Annotated in this window: 18 protein-coding genes; 16 read left to right on the top strand and 2 right to left on the bottom strand. The window is 69.7% G+C overall.

From position 1 onward, the window contains the following. Window positions 1-110: 110 nt before the first annotated feature. Window positions 111-3,701 carry a chromosome segregation protein SMC gene (smc, locus tag ACX80W_RS12745; protein WP_459283832.1) on the top strand — a complete coding sequence of 1,197 codons (3,591 nt, stop codon included), beginning with the start codon at window positions 111-113 and terminating at the stop codon, window positions 3,699-3,701. A 4-nt stretch (window positions 3,702-3,705) separates the two neighbouring features. Here the strand turns inward: smc and ACX80W_RS12750 are convergent, their stop codons facing one another. After that, entirely contained in the window at window positions 3,706-4,986 is a 1,281-nt protein-coding gene (locus ACX80W_RS12750) for an MFS transporter (RefSeq protein ID WP_459283833.1), read from the bottom strand. A 65-nt stretch (window positions 4,987-5,051) separates the two neighbouring features. Here ACX80W_RS12750 and ftsY point away from each other — a divergent pair, with 65 nt between their 5' ends. The 3 genes from ftsY (at window position 5,052) to ACX80W_RS12765 (ending at window position 8,100) form a co-directional block, all read left to right on the top strand. Next, window positions 5,052-6,248 (top strand): signal recognition particle-docking protein FtsY, encoded by a 1,197-nt coding sequence (gene ftsY, locus ACX80W_RS12755; protein ID WP_459283835.1) that lies wholly within the window; start codon window positions 5,052-5,054, stop codon window positions 6,246-6,248. A 209-nt stretch (window positions 6,249-6,457) separates the two neighbouring features. Next, entirely contained in the window at window positions 6,458-7,765 is a 1,308-nt protein-coding gene (locus ACX80W_RS12760) for an ammonium transporter (protein ID WP_459283836.1), read from the top strand. Further along, complete coding sequence (locus ACX80W_RS12765) at window positions 7,762-8,100, top strand: P-II family nitrogen regulator (RefSeq protein WP_120165335.1); 339 nt, start codon at window positions 7,762-7,764, stop codon at window positions 8,098-8,100. The genes ACX80W_RS12760 and ACX80W_RS12765 overlap by 4 nt, the downstream gene beginning before the upstream one ends. Window positions 8,101-8,253: 153 nt before the next feature. Here ACX80W_RS12765 and ACX80W_RS12770 read toward each other — a convergent pair whose 3' ends face one another. Further along, the gene (locus ACX80W_RS12770) at window positions 8,254-9,711 is read right to left on the bottom strand and encodes a glucose-6-phosphate dehydrogenase (protein WP_459283838.1); all 1,458 of its coding nucleotides are present in this window, start codon (window positions 9,709-9,711) and stop codon (window positions 8,254-8,256) included. Between the two features lie 128 nt (window positions 9,712-9,839). On the opposite strand from ACX80W_RS12770, the gene ffh reads away from it, so the two are divergent. The 12 genes from ffh to ACX80W_RS12830 all read left to right on the top strand — a co-directional run bounded on the left by ffh (window position 9,840) and on the right by ACX80W_RS12830 (window position 18,739). Beyond that, window positions 9,840-11,420 (top strand): signal recognition particle protein, encoded by a 1,581-nt coding sequence (gene ffh / locus ACX80W_RS12775; RefSeq protein ID WP_459283840.1) that lies wholly within the window; start codon window positions 9,840-9,842, stop codon window positions 11,418-11,420. Window positions 11,421-11,477: 57 nt separating this feature from the next. Next, window positions 11,478-12,173: an alpha/beta fold hydrolase gene (locus ACX80W_RS12780; protein ID WP_459283842.1), complete on the top strand. Its 696-nt coding sequence runs from the start codon at window positions 11,478-11,480 to the stop codon at window positions 12,171-12,173. 73 nt (window positions 12,174-12,246) lie between these two features. Continuing rightward, entirely contained in the window at window positions 12,247-13,176 is a 930-nt protein-coding gene (locus ACX80W_RS12785; protein WP_459283844.1) for a VOC family protein, read from the top strand. A gap of 130 nt (window positions 13,177-13,306) precedes the next feature. Beyond that, window positions 13,307-13,708, top strand: a complete 402-nt coding sequence (rpsP, locus tag ACX80W_RS12790; RefSeq protein WP_159618253.1) for a 30S ribosomal protein S16 — start codon at window positions 13,307-13,309, stop codon at window positions 13,706-13,708. A gap of 1 nt (window position 13,709) precedes the next feature. Beyond that, complete coding sequence (locus ACX80W_RS12795; protein ID WP_459283847.1) at window positions 13,710-13,955, top strand: RNA-binding protein; 246 nt, start codon at window positions 13,710-13,712, stop codon at window positions 13,953-13,955. Window positions 13,956-14,076: 121 nt separating this feature from the next. Beyond that, on the top strand, window positions 14,077-14,697 hold the full coding sequence (rimM, locus tag ACX80W_RS12800; RefSeq protein ID WP_459283848.1) for a ribosome maturation factor RimM: 621 nt from the start codon (window positions 14,077-14,079) through the stop codon (window positions 14,695-14,697). After that, window positions 14,697-15,494 carry a tRNA (guanosine(37)-N1)-methyltransferase TrmD gene (trmD, locus tag ACX80W_RS12805; protein ID WP_459283850.1) on the top strand — a complete coding sequence of 266 codons (798 nt, stop codon included), beginning with the start codon at window positions 14,697-14,699 and terminating at the stop codon, window positions 15,492-15,494. Before rimM ends, trmD begins: the two co-directional genes overlap by 1 nt. Window positions 15,495-15,701: 207 nt before the next feature. Next, on the top strand, window positions 15,702-16,061 hold the full coding sequence (gene rplS, locus ACX80W_RS12810; RefSeq protein WP_459283852.1) for a 50S ribosomal protein L19: 360 nt from the start codon (window positions 15,702-15,704) through the stop codon (window positions 16,059-16,061). An 88-nt stretch (window positions 16,062-16,149) separates the two neighbouring features. Continuing rightward, entirely contained in the window at window positions 16,150-16,743 is a 594-nt protein-coding gene (gene lepB / locus ACX80W_RS12815) for a signal peptidase I (RefSeq protein WP_459283854.1), read from the top strand. 91 nt (window positions 16,744-16,834) lie between these two features. Further along, entirely contained in the window at window positions 16,835-17,680 is an 846-nt protein-coding gene (gene lepB / locus ACX80W_RS12820) for a signal peptidase I (protein ID WP_459283856.1), read from the top strand. Beyond that, the gene (rnhB, locus tag ACX80W_RS12825) at window positions 17,680-18,405 is read left to right on the top strand and encodes a ribonuclease HII (protein WP_459283858.1); all 726 of its coding nucleotides are present in this window, start codon (window positions 17,680-17,682) and stop codon (window positions 18,403-18,405) included. Before lepB (ACX80W_RS12820) ends, rnhB begins: the two co-directional genes overlap by 1 nt. A 7-nt stretch (window positions 18,406-18,412) precedes the next feature. Then, window positions 18,413-18,739 (top strand): DUF2469 domain-containing protein, encoded by a 327-nt coding sequence (locus ACX80W_RS12830; protein ID WP_459283859.1) that lies wholly within the window; start codon window positions 18,413-18,415, stop codon window positions 18,737-18,739. Window positions 18,740-18,895: the final 156 nt, after the last annotated feature.

Raw genomic sequence — 18,895 nt, forward strand, 5'->3', positions numbered from 1 at the left:
CCACCAAGTGGTTCCTTTTTTGTCCGCACACGGTTGCCGTAGATGCGCGTTGAACCGTGCTACACACAGTAGATTGGGAAGACCCGCCCCCTTTGGAGAACCTGACCACTGTGCATTTGAAGAGTCTAACCGTGCGAGGCTTCAAGTCGTTCGCATCCGCGACGACGTTCGACTTCGAACCCGGCGTCACGGCGGTCGTAGGGCCCAACGGATCCGGCAAGTCCAATGTCGTCGACGCATTGGCGTGGGTGATGGGCGAACAGGGCGCCAAGACGCTGCGCGGCGGCAAGATGGAGGACGTCATCTTCGCCGGGACGGCGGGCCGGCCGCCGCTCGGACGGGCGCAGGTGACCCTCACGATCGACAACGCCGACGGCGCCCTCCCCATTGAGTATTCCGAGGTGACGATTTCCCGGACCCTATTCCGCTCGGGTGGATCGGAATACGCGATCAATGGCAGGAATTGCCGGTTGCTTGACATTCAGGAGCTTTTGTCCGATTCGGGCCTTGGCCGTGAAATGCACGTCATTGTGGGACAGGGCCAGCTCGATAAGGTGCTCCACGCCACGCCCGAGGAGCGGCGCGGCTTCATTGAGGAGGCCGCGGGCATCCTTAAGCACCGGCGCCGCCGCGAGAAGACGGTGCGGAAGCTCGAGTCGATGGAAGCGAACCTCGCCCGCCTCACCGACCTCACGGCGGAACTGCGCCGGCAGCTGACGCCGCTGGGGAAACAGGCCGAGGTGGCCCGGCGCGCCCAGCAGGTGCAGTTCGAGGTCCGCGACGCACGGGCGCGGCTGCTCGCCGATGAACTGGTCGAACTGAAGGACACCCTGACGAAGGAGGACGCCGACGAAACGGCGGCGCGGCAACGGCGTTCGGAGGTCGAAGCCCTGCTCGGGGCCTCACGGGTCCGCCAGGGGGAACTCGAGCGGCTCGCCGCGGAGGCGGCGCCGGCCCTGGCGCAGGCACGGGACGACTGGTACCGGCTGACCGCCGTCGCGGAGAGGTACCGGTCGCTCCAGGCGCTCGCGGCCGAGCGCTCCAAGCTGCTCAGCATGCCCGCCCCCACCCCGGACCGGGGGAGGGACCCCGAGGAGCTCGACCGCCAGGCCGGCCGGCTCCGCACCGAGGAGGAGGCCCTCAAGGAGCAGATCAGGGAGAACGCCCAGAGACTCGAATCGTCGATCGTTAAGCGGGCGGAGGCCGAGGAGGCCGCGTCCGCCGAGGAGAAGCGGCTGACCGCGCTCTTGCGCGCCGCCGCCGACCGCCGCGAGGGCGTGGCCCGCTTGGCGGGCCAGGTGGGGGCGGCACGGTCCCGCGTCGAGTCGGTCGAGGCCGAACTGGGCCGCCTGGCCGGCTCCATCGCCGAAGCGGTGACGCGGCAGGAGGCGGCGGAGCGGGAGTTCGCCGCCCTGGAGGAGCAGGTGGCCGGTGCCGTCGACGGCGAGGAGAGCCTCGACGCGGCCTACGAGGAGGCCTCGGCGGAGCTCGAACGGCTGGCGGCCGCGACGGCGGCCCTCGACGAGAGCAGCCGGTCGGCCGAGCGCGAGCGGGACGCCCTCGCTGCGCGCCGGGACGCCCAGCTTGAGGCACTCCAGCAAAGGGACGGCTCGCAGGCACTCCTCGCCGCGGGGATCCCCGGGGTCCTTGAACCGCTGGCCGGACTGATCCGGATCGAGCCGGGGTATGAGACAGCTGTCGCCGCGGCCCTCGCAGGCCTCACCGACGCCATCGCCGTGACGGATCCGGGCGCGGCGGTGGCGGCGCTGCGGCGGATGAAGCACGACGACGCCGGCCAGGTCGCCCTCGTCGTCGCCGGGGCGGCGGCCTCCCCCGACGGTCCGCTGCCCGCCGGGCAGGCCGGTGCCCCGCCCGCCGGGACACGGTATGCCATCGACCTCGTCACCGCCGCGCCGGGTCTCCGGCGCTCGCTCGCCGCCGTGCTCGACGGGGTGGTCGTCGTTGAGGACCTCGAGGCGGCGCACGCGGTGGTGGAGCACCACCCGGGCCTGAGAATCGTCACCCGGGACGGCGACAGCGTCTCCGCGTCCGCCTCCCGCGGCGGATCGCCCGGGGCCCCAAGCCTGCTGGAGATCCAGGCGGCCGTCGAGGAGACGACCCGGCGGTTGGAGCAGGCATCGGAGCAGGTGGCGGAGACCGCCCGCCGGCTCGCCGGGGCGGCGGAGCAGAAGCGCAGGGCAGGGGAACGCGCTGCCGAGGCCCTGGAGAAGCTTCACGAATCCGACGCGCGGCTGTCGGCGGTGGAGGAAAGGCTTGGACGCCTGGGCTCCGCCGTGCGCTCCGCCGGCGGCGAGGCCGAACGCCTCCGGAAGCTCGCCTCGTCCGCCGAGGCGACCCTGGGACTCGAGCGGACTCGGCTTCGGGACGCCGAGGAGCGGCTGAAGGCGGTCCAGGACCTGCCAGACGACCCGGATCCCTCGACCGACGCGCGGGACCGGCTGCGGGCCGCCGCCACGGCGGCCCGCCAGGCCGAGATGGATGCCCGGCTCACCCTGCGCAGTACCGAGGAACAGCTCACGGCCCTCGCCAACCGGGCGGCCTCGCTCGAGCGTGCCGCCGCGAGCGAGCGGCAGGCCCGCCTGCAGGCGGCCGAGCGGGCACGCATCCGGCAGGCGCAGGCCGCGCGGGCCGGGGCCGTGGCCGCCGCGGCCGGCACCGTGCTCCGGTTCATCGCCGGCTCGGTCACCGCAGCCGAAGGCCTGAGGGCGGACGCCGAACGGCGGGCGGCCGAGGCCGAGACCCTGCTCGGGGAGGCCCGTGCGGCGGGCGGGGCACTCGGAGCCGAGCTGGCCCGGCTGACCGAGGCCCTGCACCGGGACGAACTGGTGCGGGCCGGGCAGCGCCTGCGCATCGAGGCGCTCGAGAACCGCTCGGTCGAAGAACTCGGTCTCACCCCCGACCACCTGGTGGCCGAGTACGGGCCCCACCAGCCCGTCCCCTCCGCCACCGCGGGGGAGGACAAGTGGGCCGAACTGCGGCTTCCGGTCGACGACGACGGGCGCGTCGTCCCCGAGGGCGTGCCCTTCGTCCGTGCCGAGCAGGAGAAACGGCTGAAGCGTGCCGAGCGCGACCTCGCCGCGCTCGGGAAGGTCAACCCGCTCGCGCTCGAGGAATTCGCCGCGCTCGAAGAACGCCACTCGTTCCTCAGCGCCCAGCTGGGCGACCTCAAGGCCACCCGGAAGGACCTCCTCGACATCATCCGCGAGGTCGACGAGCGGGTGGAGCAGGTCTTCACCGCCGCCTACCGTGACACAGCGGTGCAGTTCGAGCACGTCTTCGGCCGGCTCTTTCCCGGCGGCGAGGGCAGGCTGGTGCTGACCGATCCGGAGGATATGCTGGCCACCGGAATCGAGGTGGAGGCCCGCCCCGCCGGCAAGCGCATCAAGCGGCTGTCGCTGCTGTCCGGCGGTGAGCGCTCCCTGACCGCCGTCGCCCTGCTGGTGGCGATCTTCAAGGCCCGGCCCTCCCCGTTCTATGTCATGGACGAGGTGGAGGCCGCCCTCGACGACACCAACCTGGGCCGGCTGCTGTCGATCTTCGAGGAGCTGAGGGAGTCAAGCCAGCTCATCATCATCACGCACCAGAAGCGCACGATGGAGGTCGCCGACGCCCTCTACGGGGTGACGATGCGCGGTGACGGCGTCTCGGCGGTGATCAGCCAGCGGCTGGTCGGGGCCTGACCGGCTAGGCCGCCGGGGTGTCCCTGGCGCGGCCGGGCAGCGTTTCCCGCGAGCCGAGCCACAGCACGAAGGCCGCCGCCGTGAGCACCCCGGTCAGCGCGAACGCCAGCGCGAAGGACCCGTTGGGGACCTGGTCGATGATGAGTCCGGCGATGATCGGCCCGAAGATGGCGCCGGTGTCGCTGGCCATCTGGAAGACCGCCAGCACCTTGCCGCCGCTGCGCTCGCTGCCGACGACATCGGCCACCACGGCCTGCTGGGCCGGGTTCAGGATGCCCGCGCCGATCCCGCCGACGACGCAGATCGCGAGGAACACCGGGACGCTTCCGGAAAACCCGAGGGCCGCCATCGCGAGGCCGTTGACGGCCAGCCCGGCAAGGAGCATCGGCCGGCGCCCCCAGGTGTCGGCGAGCCGCCCGGACACCGTCAGCGCGAGGGCCGTGCCCCCGGCGAAGAACGCAAGCGAGATGCCCGCGATCCCGGGTCCGGCGCCCAGGACGACGGTGGCGAACAGCGGCACCAGGGCCAGGCGCACCCCGAAGGAGGACCAGCCGTTCGCGAAGCTCGACAGGAGCGAGGCACGGTAGGCGGAGTCACCGAGGGCCTCGCGCACCGTCAGCACCGTCTGGGCGGCCCCGGCCCGCCGGTCCCCGAGGCGGGTGTCCTTGAGTTGGAAGAACACGACGGCGGAGGCCACGAGCAGCGCCCCCGCGTACACAAGGAAGGGGACCCGCAGCCCGAAGCCCGCGAGGAGTCCACCGAGGATCGGGCCTCCGATGCTGCCGAGCAGGAACGCCGAGGCATAGGCGCTGGAGATCCGGCCGCGGATTCCGGCCGGCGCCAGGCGGACGATCAGCCCGAGGGCCGAGACGGTGAACATGGTGGAGCCGATCCCGCCGAGTCCGCGGAAGATCAGCAGCTGCCAGTAGTCCTGCGCGAAGGCGCACGCCGCCGTGGAGAGTGCCACGATCAGCAGGCCCAGCACATAGACCGGGCGCTCGCCGAGGCGTTCGATCAGCCGTCCGCCGGCCGGGGCGAAGATGAGCCGGGTGAACGCGAAGGCACTGACGATCACCGAGGAGGCGGTGACGCCCACGTCGAAACTCTGGGCGAACTGGGGGAGCACGGGGGCGACGAGTCCGAAGCCGATGGCGATGACGAAGGCCGAGGCGATCAGCACCTTGATCTCGCGCGGAATCCGCTCCTGCTCCTTGCGGATCGGGCGGCCGGTGCCGGGAAGGGAAAGCAGCCTGCGGAGGGCGGAGCGCTGGGGATTTCGAACCATAGTGATAGAAGTCTTCCACTGGGAAAGGCCGGATGCTCAATCGGCTCGTGTGAGAAGCTGGAACAGTGAATGAGACTCTCCAGATCGTAATCTTTTTCGTCATCGCCGTTGCGGTCATCGGCTCGGCCGCCGTCCTGCTGCTCAGGGGCCGCCGCACGCCTCCCGGCGGGTACCCGACGGTAAGGGATGCCGATGACCGGGGAGGCCTCGACGTCCACGGGGCGACCTCGGTGGACCTCATCGACGGCGAGGTGGCCACCACCCCGGGCGTCGTCGTCCCCGACGACCTCAGCGGGCTCGACGAGGCGGTCATCGAGGCTCCGACCACCGAGACGCCCGACCCCGTCCAGGGGCGCCTGGCGCGGCTGCGCGCCCGGCTGGTGCGGTCGAACACCGCTCTGGGCAAGGGGCTGCTGGCGCTGCTGTCGCAGGACAAGATCGACGAGGACGTCTGGGACGAGGTCGAGGAGACCCTCCTGCTGGCCGACCTGGGCACCGCCCCCACCGCCGAACTCGTCGACGCACTGCGCGCCCGGGTCAAGGTGTCCGGCAGCCGGAGCCCCGAAGAGGTCAAGGCGATGCTCCGCGAGGAGCTCATCCGGCTCGTCGACCCCACCATGGACCGGTCGCTGGCGACCGAGCGCCACCTCGACCGCCCGGCCATCGTCCTGGTCGTCGGCGTGAACGGCGTCGGCAAGACGACGACGGTGGGCAAGCTCGCACGGGTGCTCGTGGCCGAGGACAAGGACGTGCTCCTGGGCGCGGCCGACACCTTCCGGGCCGCCGCCGCCGAGCAGCTTGCCACCTGGGGCCAGCGCGTCGGGGTGCCCACCGTGAAGTCCGACATCGACGGCGCCGACCCGGCGTCGGTGGCCTTCGAGGCCGTCAAGGCCGGCATCGACCAGGAGGTTGACGTCGTCATGATCGACACCGCCGGCCGCCTGCAGAACAAGGTCGGCCTGATGGACGAGCTCGGCAAGGTCAAGCGCGTCATCGAGAAGCAGGGGACCGTCGATGAGGTGCTCCTCGTGCTGGATGCGACCACCGGGCAGAACGGCCTGAACCAGGCGAAGGTCTTCTCCGAGGTCGTGAACGTCACCGGCATCGTCCTCACCAAGCTCGACGGCACCGCCAAGGGCGGCATCGTCGTCGCCATCCAGCGCACCCTGGGCGTGCCGGTGAAGCTCGTTGGGCTCGGCGAGGGCGCCGACGACCTCGCGCCGTTCGAAGCCGAGAGCTTCGTGGACGCGCTCCTCAACTAGGCACCGGCGCCCCCTTCCGGGGCGGCCGGCACAGGGCGGGACGGCATCGTGGGACGGCGGGAAACACCGCCGAAACACGGCCGTCACCGCCCTTTTACGTTGCCGTGTGAGCGGTAACCTCGCCGAAACCAAACTCGGCATGCGCCGAAACACCGGAACGTCACTCTGGAGGAGCGGGAAGTGCCCGCCACCTCTGAGAGGACGTGAAAATGGATCTGACAGCAGGTCACGTCTGGGTCATGGTTTCGGCCGCCCTGGTACTGCTTATGACGCCGGGTCTGGCCTTCTTCTACGGCGGCATGACCCGTGCGAAGGCCGCCCTGAACATGATGATGATGAGCTTCATCGCGGTGGGCCTGGTGGGCATCGTCTGGGTGCTGTGGGGGTACTCGATGACCGGCGGCGACGGAGTGGCCCAGCTGTTCGGCAACCCCTTCGCCTCGTTCGGCCTGCAGGACCTGATCGGCACGGAGGACCTCATCGGTGCCGGCTACGGGGTGACGTTCGCGATCATCACCGTCGCCCTGATCAGCGGAGCGATCGCCGACCGGGCGAAGTTCGGCGCCTGGTCGCTGTTCGTCCCGATCTGGGTCACCCTCGTGTACTGCCCGCTCGCCTTCATGGTGTGGGGCGGCGGGCTCCTGGGCGCCGACGGCCTCATCGGCGGCGCCGTGGGTGAAGCGATCGACTTCGCCGGCGGCACCGTCGTCCACATCAGCGCAGGTGTCGCGGCGCTCGTGCTCGCGGTGATCCTCGGCAGGCGCCAGGGCTTCGGCAAGGATCCCGCGCAGCGTCCGCACAACATCCCGCTGGTCATGCTCGGCGCCGCACTCCTGTGGTTCGGCTGGTTCGGCTTCAACGGGGGAGCGGCCGGTACGGCCGAGGAAGCCGGGCTGATCTGGGTCAACACCATGGCCGCACCCGCCGCCGCCATGGTCGGCTGGCTCGTCACCGAGCGCTTCCGCGACGGGCGCCCCACCTCACTCGGCGCCGCCTCGGGCATCGTGGCGGGCCTTGTCGCCATCACGCCCGCCTGCGCCAATGTCAGCCCGATCGGCGCCATCGGCCTCGGCCTCGCCGCCGGGTTCCTGTGCGCGCTCGCGGTGGGCATCAAGTACCGCCTCGGGTTCGACGACTCCCTCGACGTCGTCGCCGTGCACCTCGTGGCCGGCGTCACCGGCACGCTCGCGCTCGGCTTCATCGCCCTCCCGCTGGACGGCGCCGCAGGAGGCCTGTTCTACGGAGGCGGGGGAGCGCAGCTCGTGGCACAGCTCGTCTCCGTCCTCGTCGCGATCACCCTGTCGGCCGTGATGACGGCGCTGATCGGGCTGGCCATCCACCGCACCGTCGGGTTCCGCATCACCTCCGACAACGAGGTGGCCGGGGTCGACCTGTCGGAGCACGCGGAGACGGCCTACGAGTTCGGCGGCCTGGGCGTCGGCGGGCCGTTCCACCCGTTCGCCGACCAGTTCCGGGACCGGAAGACCATCGAGCGGACGGAGAGCGTGAACTCATGAAACTTGTGACAGCGATTGTCCGCCCCGACAAGCTCGACAACGTGCGCGGCGCCCTCGAAACCTACGGCGTCCAGGGCCTGACCGTCAGCCAGGCAAGCGGCTACGGCAGGCAGCGCGGACACACCGAGGTGTACCGGGGCGCCGAGTACACGGTGGACCTGCTGCCCAAGGCGCGGGTCGAGGTGCTCGTCTCGGACGAGTGGGTCCGGGACATCGTGGACGTCCTCGTCTCAACCGCGAACACCGGAAGCGCCGGCGACGGCAAGGTCTGGGTCATCCCGGTCGAGGACGCCGTCCGCGTCCGCACCGGCGAACGCGGCGAGGCCGCACTCTAAGCACCGGCGCGCCGATCCGGCAGGAGGCCGGCACCGGACGGAAGACCACCAGGAACCCCAACAGAAGCACCCCCGGCCGCGCGGCCGGGGGTGCTTCTGTCTTCAAGCCCGTCCGCGGGCCCGGTCACCCGCACGGGCAACCGGTCGAAACCGTCAGCCCAATCCCTCCAGGTCGTCGATCGTCGAGGTTCCCCACGACGCCGGGCCCTGCGACCCGGCCGGGTACTCCTCAAGGGGCACCTCGTTGGCGGCCCAGGCCGCCAGGACGGGCTCAATGATCCGCCAGCAGTCCTCGGCGATGTCACCGCGCACCGAGAGGGTCGGATCTCCCGCCAGGACCCCGTCAAGGACCTCGCCGTAGGGGAGCAGGTCGGTGGCGTTGAGCTCGGCCGTCAGGGTGGCGCGGTCCAGGGAGAACATGTCGCCGGGCCCGTTGACGTCCATTTCGAGCTGCAGGGTGTCGGGCCCGAAGCCGATCCGGAGGCGCGTCGGGGTGTCCATCCCCCGAAAACCGGTGGGGAGGTGGTTCACGGGCTTGAACGTGATGAGGGCTTCCTTGCGCTTCACGCCCAGCGCCTTGCCCGACCTGAGGATGAACGGCACGCCGGCCCAGCGGTCGTTGTTGATCGAGACGACGACCTCGGCGAGGGTCTCCGTTCCGAGTGAGCCATCGACTCCGGGCTCGGCCGTGTAGTCGGGCACGGCCCGGCCCTGGATGCTGCCGGCGGTGTAGCGGGCGCGGCGGCTGCTCCCTGGAGCGCTCGTGTCGATCGAACTGGCCCGCAGCGTCGAACCGATGTGGTCCCGCAGGTCGCGCTCATGGAGGGTCGAGGGGGCGTTCAGTGCCAGCAGGGCCATGACGTGGAGCAGGTGGCTCTGGATCATGTCGCGCAGCGCGCCGGCCCGGTCGTAGTAGCGGGCCCGGTTCTCCAGCGCCAGGTCCTCGTCGAAGATCACCTCGACCTTTTCGATGTGGAGGTTGTTCCACACCGGCTCCAGGATGCGGTTCGCGAAGCGCATGCCCAGGATGTTGAAGACCGTGGCCTTGCCGAGGAAGTGGTCGACCCGATGGATGTTGTGCTCGGGCACAAGTCCCGCGAGGTTGAGGTTCAGCTGGTGCGCGGACTCCCTGTCGGTGCCGAAGGGCTTTTCCATGACCACCCGCGTGTCAGGGGGAAGCCCCTGGGGTGCGGCGGCGGCGCAGGCGAGCTGGCTGATCGTTGGGGGAAGGGCGAAGTAGACAGCGACCGGTCCCTCGAGCGAGGCGACCAGCGCGGTCAGGACGCCTCCCGCCGTCACGTCGGCGTGGTGGTAGGTGCTGTTGTCCCGCACCTCCTGCAGGGCCTTCCGGCCTTCCTCGCCGGCAGTCTCCATCGCCGAAGCGAAGGATTCATCGAGGCGGGTACGCCACTTCTCGTTGTCCCAGGGGTCGGATCCCGCTCCGACCAGCCGAAGGTCCTTGGCACGGCCGGCCCGGATCAGCCGTGCCAGTCCGGGCAGCAGGAGCCTGCCGGTGAGGTCGCCTGAGGCTCCGAGGATCAGGAGCGTTCGAACGCGTTTATCTGTCCCGGCGGCAGCGGTTCCGGGTTCTGTCAGGGAAGAAGTATTCACCCCTCCACCCTGCCACTTTCACACGGCGATGTCTCGGGCCCGGGCGTCGGGCGGACCCGCTCCTGCAGGCGCCTTGGTACCCTTGAGGTTGAGTCTTTCCAACCTCCGATGAAAGTAGTTCACGGCCTGTGTTCAATTCACTCTCCGACCGGTTGACCGCAACGTTCAAGAACCTCCGCGGCAAGGGGCGCCTGACCGAAGCCGACATCGACGCGACGGTCCGGGAAATCCGCCGTGCCCTGCTTGACGCCGACGTCGCCGTCCCGGTGGTGCGCGCCTTCACCGCCAGCGTCAAGGAGCGCGCGCTCGGGCTCGAGGTGTCCCAGGCGCTGAACCCGGGCCAGCAGGTCGTGAAGATCGTCAACGAGGAACTCGTGGGGATCCTCGGCGGGGAGACCCGCCGGATCCGCCTGGCCAAGACGCCTCCGACGGTGATCATGCTCGCCGGCCTCCAGGGCGCCGGTAAGACGACGCTGGCCGGGAAGCTGTCGAAGTGGCTCAAGGGCCAGGGCCACAGCCCCCTGCTCGTCGCCGCCGACCTGCAGCGCCCCAACGCCGTGCGACAGCTGCAGGTCAACGGCGAGCGGGCCGGTGTGCCGGTGTACGCGCCGCATCCGGGGGTCAGCTCGGAGTTCGAGGCGGCCACCGGGGACCCGGTCGCCGTCGCCCGCCAGGGTGTGGCCGAGGCGCGGACGAAGCTGCACGACGTCGTCATCGTGGACACCGCCGGACGGCTCGGCGTCGACGCCGAGCTGATGCAGCAGGCCGCCGACATCCGCGCCGCGATCAGCCCCGACGAGGTGCTCTTCGTCATCGACGCCATGATCGGCCAGGACGCGGTGAACACCGCGCTCGCGTTCAACGAGGGCGTCGACTTCACCGGCGTCGTGCTGACCAAGCTCGACGGCGACGCGCGCGGCGGTGCCGCCCTTTCGGTCGCCTCGGTCACGGGCAAGCCGGTCATGTTCGCCTCCACCGGCGAGGGTCTGGGCGACTTCGAACTGTTCCACCCCGACCGCATGGCCTCCCGCATCCTCGACATGGGCGACATCCTGACCCTGATCGAGCAGGCCGAACAGTCCTGGGACAAGGACGAAGCGGCGCGGATGGCGAAGAAGTTCGCCGACCAGGAGGACTTCACCCTCGACGACTTCCTGGCCCAGATGCAGCAGATCCGCAACATGGGCTCGATGAAGAAGATGCTCATGATGATGCCCGGTGCCGCCGGCATGCGCGAGCAGCTCGAGAACTTCGACGAGCGCGAGATCGACCGGGTCGAGGCCATCGTCCGCTCGATGACACCGCACGAGCGCCTCGCGCCGAAGATCATCAACGGCTCGCGGCGGGCCCGTATCGCCCGCGGTTCGGGCGTGCACGTCTCCGAGGTGAACGGGCTGCTCGAGCGGTTCGGCCAGGCGCAGAAGATGATGCGCAAGATGGCCTCCGGCGGCGGAATCCCCGGCATGCCGGGCATGGCCGGCCCCGGCGGGTTCGGCGGGCCGCGCAAGAAGGCCGTCGCCGCCAAGGGCAAGAAGAAGCCCCGCTCGGGCAACCCGGCCAAGGCCGCCCAGGAACTTGCGGCAGCCGAGGCGAAGCGCACGGCGGCCCGCAGCGCCGCACCCACGGGGGCGGCCTTCGGCAACACCGAGGACTTCGATCCGTCGTCGCTGAACCTGCCCAAGGGCTTCGAGAAGTTCCTCGGCAAGTAGGCACCGGGCGGGAGCCCGCCCCCGGGGTGGGCGGGCGCACGGCAACAGATTGGCAGCATGACGCAGGAACGCATTGTCTTTGTCCATGGCAGCGGCTCGTTCGGGGCGGCCGCGTGGCCGCGGCAGCACGGGCTGGCCCTTCGCTATGACTGCCTGTTCCTGCGCCGTCACGGCTTCGACGCCGAGGCCGAACCGCTGCCGACCGACCACGCCGAGGACCAGCGCATCATCACCGACGCACTCGGGGACGGCGCCCACCTCGTCGCCCACTCCCAGGGGGCGGTCTCGGCGATGCTCGCGGCGGTCGAGCGGCCCGACCTGATCCGCTCGCTCACCCTGATCGAACCCGCCTGCCTCTCGCTCACCGCCGACCTGCCCGTCACCGCCGCCCACATCGACCTCGTGGCTCCGCTGTTCGCCCGGCGGGATGCCCTGAGCGACGAGGAATTCCTTGAGGAGTTCGTCCGCCTGGTCTTCGCCACCGAGGTCGAGCAGCCCACCACCGAGGACGAGCGCCGCAGCGCCCGCCGGCTCCGCCTGCAGAGCCCGCCCTGGACCGCCCCGCTGCACATCGTCCCGGGCGTTCCCACCCTGGTGCTGACCGGTGGCTGGGAGCCGCTCTACGAGGAGGTTGCCGGCTACCTCGCCGGAACCGGGGCCCTGCACCGGGTCACCCCGGGAGGCCACCGTCCGCACGATACCGACGACGGGGACCGGGTGGTGCGGGACTTTCTCCGCACCGCCGCCGCCTGACACCCCGCCCCCGGGAATAAGTTGAAGCTTCAAGTGTTAACTCCATAAGGGTCTCACCACCGAGGAGGACACCATGACCATCGATCTGCTCCCACCGGATACGGGAATGTCGACCGTCACACTCAAGGTCGGCAACCTGGACGCCATGGCCCGCTACTACACCGACGCCCTCGGCCTCGAGGCGGTGGCCGGGCCCGGGGAGGACGGATCGGGCGGGCTGTACCTGGGCCGGGGCACCACCGCGCTGATCCACCTTTCCCCTGCCGCCGGGCTCCGCCTGCCCGCGCCGACCGAAGCGGGCCTGTTCCACACGGCGCTGCTCTTCGGCAGCCGCGCCGACCTGGCGGCCACGGTCGCCACCGCGGCCCGCCATCCCGGCAGCCGGTTCGCCGGAAGCGCCGACCACCTGGTCAGCGAGGCCTTCTACTTCGCCGATCCCGAAGGCAACGGCATCGAGCTCTACTTCGACAAGCCCCGGGAGAGCTGGAACTGGACCGGCACCGGCGCATCGCGCAGCGTCGTCATGGACAACCGGTCCCTGCCGCCGGACCGGTACCTCGCGGACCACCTGACCGAGCGGGCCGCCGGCGGGTTGAGGGAGGCGGGCGCCGGCGTCGGGCACGTCCACCTCCAGGTCGGGGACATCGACACCGCGCGGGCCTTCTACGTGGACACCCTCGGCTTCGAACGCACCGCCGGCTGGCACGGGCAGGCCCTCTTCGTCTCCGCCGGCGGGTACCACCACCACATGGCGATGAACGTCTGGAACAGCCGGGGAGCCGGGCCGCGGCGCGACACCCTCGGACTCGGCGAGGTCCTCATCACCGTGCCGGCGGCGGACGACGTCGAAGCACTGGCCGACCGGCTTCGGGTCGCAGGGGTCGGGCGGCACTCCACCGGGGCGGAACTGCGCTTCCGGGACCCCTGGAACAACAGCATCCGGGTCACCGTGGGCGCGCCCGGCGCAGGAATCGCCCAAAACGTCACCCGTCTGGCACAATAGATTCGTACTCGATCCGTGCAGCCCCTCTCTCTGTGCGTGAATTGTGTCCTTTGAACCCCTCCGAATGGCCCGCCCCACGGGAGCAGGATGGCGGGTTCGCCCCTTTCATCATCAAGGAGTGACCACACAAGTGGCCGTAAAGATTCGCCTCAAGCGCATGGGCAAGATCCGCGCACCTTTCTACCGTGTCGTCGTCATGGATGCACGCGCCAAGCGTGATGGCCGTGCCCTCGAGGAAATCGGTAAGTACAACCCCACCGAAGAGCCCTCGTTCATCGAGATCAACTCCGACCGTGCGCAGTACTGGCTCGGCGTCGGCGCGCAGCCGACCGAGCAGGTCTCGGCACTGCTGAAGATCACCGGTGACTGGCAGAAGTTCAAGGGCCTGGAGGGCCAGGAGGGCACCCTGCGGACGAAGGCCCCCAAGGAAGCGTTCGTTGCTCCCGAAAAGGGTTCAGTGATCGTCCCCGAGGCCATCACCCCCAAGGCCAAGAAGGCCGACGAGGCCGCGGAAGCACCCGAGGCCGAGTAAGTTGCTTGCTGAAGCGCTGGAGCACCTCGTCCGCGGCATCGTTGACAACCCTGACGACGTTCAGGTGTCCGCGAAGAGCAACCGCCGCGGCGAAACCCTCGAAGTGAGGGTCAACCAGGAGGACCTGGGCCGGGTCATCGGCCGGCAGGGCCGCACGGCACGCGCACTGCGCACCGTCGTTTCAGCACTTGCGGACGGCGAGCCGGTCCGGGTCGACGTCGTCGACACCGACCGCCGGCACGCCTGAGTCCGCACCAACGCTTTCCCGTTCGGCCCCGCACCAGTGGATGGTGGTGGGGCCGAACCCATTTATCCGCGGGAATTCCCCCCAACCACGATGTCCCTCACCCGAGCGCAGGAGCAGCACCATGGAAGTACTCGTCGCAAGGATCGGCAAACCCCACGGAATCCGGGGTGAGGTCACCGTCCAGCTGTTCACCGATGCGCCCGAGGACCGCTTCGAGCCCGGGGCGGTCTTCCGCGCCGAGGGCATCGCGCTGCCCGAGCTCACCGTGGCGAAGGCCCGCTGGAACAAGGAAACGCTCATCGTCGCCTTCGAGCAGATCCCCGACCGCAACGCGGCGGAGACCCTCCGCGGCGGCACCCTGTTCATCGACAGCGACACCACCGACGACGATGACGACGACGCCTGGTACGAACACGAACTGGTCGGCCTCGACGTGCGCCATGAGGGCAACGTCGTCGGCAAGGTGACGGCGCTTCGCACCATGGCCGTCCAGGACCTGCTGGTCGTCGAACTCACGAAGGGCCACGAGGCCCTTGTCCCGTTCGTCGGGGAGATCGTGCCCGAGGTGAACCCCGCCGGCGGGTTCGTCACCGTCGATCCTCCCGCCGGGCTGTTCGAGCTGAACCTGCCGGGGTCCAACTCCGCCCCCGACGACGGGGACGACGCGGAGGACGCCGACACCGGCCGCGACGGGACCGGCCTGCCCGACGGCGCCGCGCAGGCCGGCCGGGACGGGCAGTAGTGCGCGTCGACGTCGTCACCATCTTCCCCGAATACCTGGCGGCCCTTGACGTCTCCCTGATCGGCAGGGCCCGGAAGGATGGCCTGCTCGACGTTCGGGTGCACGACCTGCGGGACTTCACGCTGGACAAGCACCGCACGGTGGACGACACCCCGTACGGGGGCGGCGCCGGCATGGTCATGAAGCCCGAACCCTGGGCGCTGGCGCTTCGATCGATCGCCGAGGAAAGCTCCGCGGGCGAACGCCCGCTCCTCGTCGTGCCCTCGCCCGCCGGCGCGGTGTTCAACCAGGCCATGGCCAACGACTTCGCGGCACGCGGGCACCTGGTGTTCGCCTGCGGCCGGTATGAAGGAATCGACGAGCGCGTGCTTGAGTGGGCGGCCGAATCCTATGACGTGCTGCCGGTCAGCCTGGGCGACTACGTCCTCAACGGGGGAGAGGTGGCGGTACTCGCCATCGTCGAGGCCGTTGGGCGGCTCATTCCCGGCGTCGTCGGCAACCCCGAATCGCTCGTCGAGGAGTCCCACGCCGACGGCCTGCTCGAATACCCCGTGTACACCAAGCCGTCCTTCTGGCGGGGCCGGGGCATCCCACCCGTGCTGCTGAGCGGCAACCACGCGAAGATCGCCGAATTCCGCCGCACCGAGCAGTTCCTCCGCACGGCGGCCCGCCGCCCGGACCTCCTGGCGGCGGTCGACGTCCCCTCGCTGAGCAAGGCCGACCGCGCCGCGCTGGCCCAGGCGGGCATCGATATCGTCGACGGGCGGCTCGTCCCGCGCCCGGACGCCGCAGATTAGTTCCTGCCTGTTCTCTATGGAATAATTGGGGCTTGTGCCTGCTGGACTGGCCCCTGCCACAGGGGGAGTGCAGTCAACAGCCGGGCACGCCGGCCCCGGATATCGGTGCAGCCGGTTTACCTTTTTCGGCGGTAATTGCCCTGCTTCACCGGCCTTGACCGCTGTGACCAACGTGAATGACCTGTGGCGTTCACCAGGAGTATAAAAATGCATATTCTCGACTCGGTCGATGCCGCTTCCCTCCGGAGCGACATTCCCGACTTCCGCGCCGGCGACACCGTCAACGTCCACGTGAACATCATTGAAGGCAAGAACACCCGTGTTCAGATCTTCAAGGGCTTCGTCCTCGGACGCCAGGGTGACGGCATCCGCGAAACCTTCACCGTCCGCAAGGTCAGCTTCGGTGTCGGTGTGGAGCGCACCTTCCCGGTCCACTCCCCGGTCCTCGACAAGATCGAGGTCGTCTCCAAGGGCGACGTGCGCCGCGCGAAGCTGTACTACATGCGCGACCTGCGCGGCAAGGCAGCCAAGATCAAGGAAAAGCGCGATCCCAAGACGGTCAAGTAACCCGTTTTTGGTGCGGAAGGACAACGCGACCGGGCCTGCGGCCCGCAAGCACACAAAACGCCGGTCTCCTGTGTGGGGCTGGCGTTTTGTGCTACCGGTGCTGATTTCGGCTGTGCTGCTCACCTCGGTGCTCCGGGCGCTGGTTCTCGACGTGTTCTTCATCCCGTCGGCCTCGATGGAGCCCCTGCTGCTCCAGGGTGACCGGATCCTCGTGGGCAAGGGCGCCTACCGGGACGGCGGGATCCAGCGCGGCGACGTCGTCGTCTTCGACGGACGCGGTTCCTTCGACCCGATCAGCGATCCGCGCAGTCCCGCCGAGAAGGCCTCCTCAATGGTGGGGCAGTGGCTTGGGCTGCGCGGGTCGGATACCGTCTACGTGAAGCGGGTCGTCGGCATCGGTGGCGACCGGGTCGTTTGCTGCGGAGAGGATGGCCGGTTGACCGTCAACGGAAAGGCGATCGACGAGCCGTACCTCCACGGAAGCGACGCGCCAAGCGAATCCACCTTCGACGTCGTCGTTCCGGAGGGTAGGTTGTGGGTGATGGGCGATCACCGTTCGGAATCGTCCGATTCGCGTGCCCTGCTCGGGGCGCCGGGCGGCGGATTCGTCTCGGAGGAAAGGGTTCTCGGGCGTGCGGAGCACCTCGTCTGGCCACTGGCCCGGGCCGGGGCGATCGATTGACCGGGGGAGGGCGTTGAGCCGCACACCGCAGGAATTCAGAATGGACACGACGGCAGCCTCACCGCCGGCCGAGAAGCAGAGGAATCAGTAAATGCAGCGACGCTTCCACTGGAAGTCGGCCGCCCGTGCCGGCGGTCCGCAGCCGGCAGGCGCCACGCCGGCCGGTCCCGACGCGTCCGCCGATGCCGGCGCGGTGGACCCCGGGGAGCCACCCGCTGCCGGATCGCGGGCCGCAGGCAAGGGCTCGGGCGGCAAGGGCGGCGGCGTTCTCGCCTGGCTGAAGGAGATCGCCACCATCGTGGTGATCGCCCTCGTGCTCTCCTTCCTGATCAAGACCTTCCTCTTCAGGGCCTTCTTCATTCCCTCAGGTTCAATGGAGAACACGCTGCAGATCGATGACCGGATCTTCGTCAACCAACTCGTTCCCGAGCCGTTCGCCCTCGAGCGCGGCGACGTCGTCGTCTTCCGGGACGACGAAGGGTGGCTGCCCGAGGCGGCGGCCGGCACTGAGTCGAACTGGCTGACCGAAGCGTTGGTCTTCGTGGGGCTCGCACCGGACGAATCGCAGCAGCACCTCGTGAAGCGCGTCATCGGTCTCGCCGGGGACCGCGTTGTCTGCTGCGACGAGGAAGGGCGGATCACCGTGAACGGCGAGCCGCTCGACGAGCCGTACCTTTTCCCGGGAGCGGCGCCGTCCGACAGTCCGTTCGAGATCACGGTGCCCGAGGGCAAGATCTGGGTGATGGGGGACCACCGCAATGCCTCCGCCGACTCCCGGGCCAACCAGGACAAGGACGGCGGGTTCATCGACGTCGACGCGATTGAAGGCAAGGCCTCGGTGATCGCCTGGCCGATTGGCAATGCGGCGTTCCTCGGCAGCTACCCCGAGGTCTTCGACGGCATCCCCGAGCCGGCCGCGGGCGCAGCGGGCAACTGATGGCCCCGCTCAGCACTGCCCGCTCGAAGGCGCCCACGCTTTCCTTCGAGCGCACCTTCACGCAGGCCGGCCACCGGTACGTCGCCGGATGCGACGAGGTGGGCCGCGGGGCGTTGGCCGGCCCGGTGTCCGTGGGTCTGGTGGTGATCGACCTCAATGCCGTCAAGGGACTGCGCGGGGTGCGGGACAGCAAGCTCCTCTCGGCCGCCGAGCGGACCGCCCTCGTGCCTCGGATCCGGCGCTGGGCCGCCGCCTACGGCGTCGGGCATGCCAGTGCCGCCGAGATCGACGCCGACGGCCTCATGGCCGCCCTCCGGGCGGCGGGGAACCGCGCCTGGGAGCAGGTCCTCGCCACCGTCCGGCCCGACGCCGTCATTCTTGACGGCAACCACGACTGGCTCTCGGCCCGCGGCCAGGGCAGCCTCTTCGACACCGGACCCGTGCCCACCGGCTGCGATTCGCCCGTCACCACCCGCATCAAGGCCGACCTCGACTGCCTCAGCGTTGCCGCCGCGAGCGTGCTCGCGAAGGTCGAACGGGACGCGCTGATGGCCTCGCTCGCCCTGGAGCACCCGGAGTACGGGTGGGACGTGAACAAGGGCTACGCGACGGCCGCGCACCGGGCCGCCATCGACGGCCGGGGAGCAACCGACCACCACCGCCGGACCTGGCGGTTGGGAAGCACCGAACGGCCGGCGGTTCCCGGCCTCGAAATTGGGGGATGATTGATCCATGAGCGCCGAAGATCTTGAAAACTACGAAACCGACATGGAGCTCCAGCTGTACCGGGAGTACCGCGATGTCGTGAATCTCTTCAGCTATGTCGTCGAGACCGAGCGGCGGTTCTACCTTGCGAACCACGTCGACCTGCAGGCCCGGTCCGCGGACGGTGAGGTTTACTTCGACCTGACCCTGCAGGATGCCTGGGTGTGGGACGTCTACCGCTCGGCGCGCTTCGTGAAGAACGTCCGGGTCATCACGTTCAAGGACGTCAATGTGGAGGAACTGTCGAAGTCGGACGACATCGCGCTGCCCAAGGACAGCCACCTGGGGAACTAGGCGTCCCGGGCTTCAACTCCTGGGCGGCGCGGGCGTTTCGGGGGTGTTCGTGCCGGCCGGGGCGTGGTGCGCGTGACGTTCTGCCTATGAATTCCTGCCCACGGACCGGCGTCCATCGGTGGGCAGGTGTGCCAGTGACGGGCTTCCCAACCGTTG

It is taken from the genome of Arthrobacter melezitosi, from assembly GCF_054511055.1.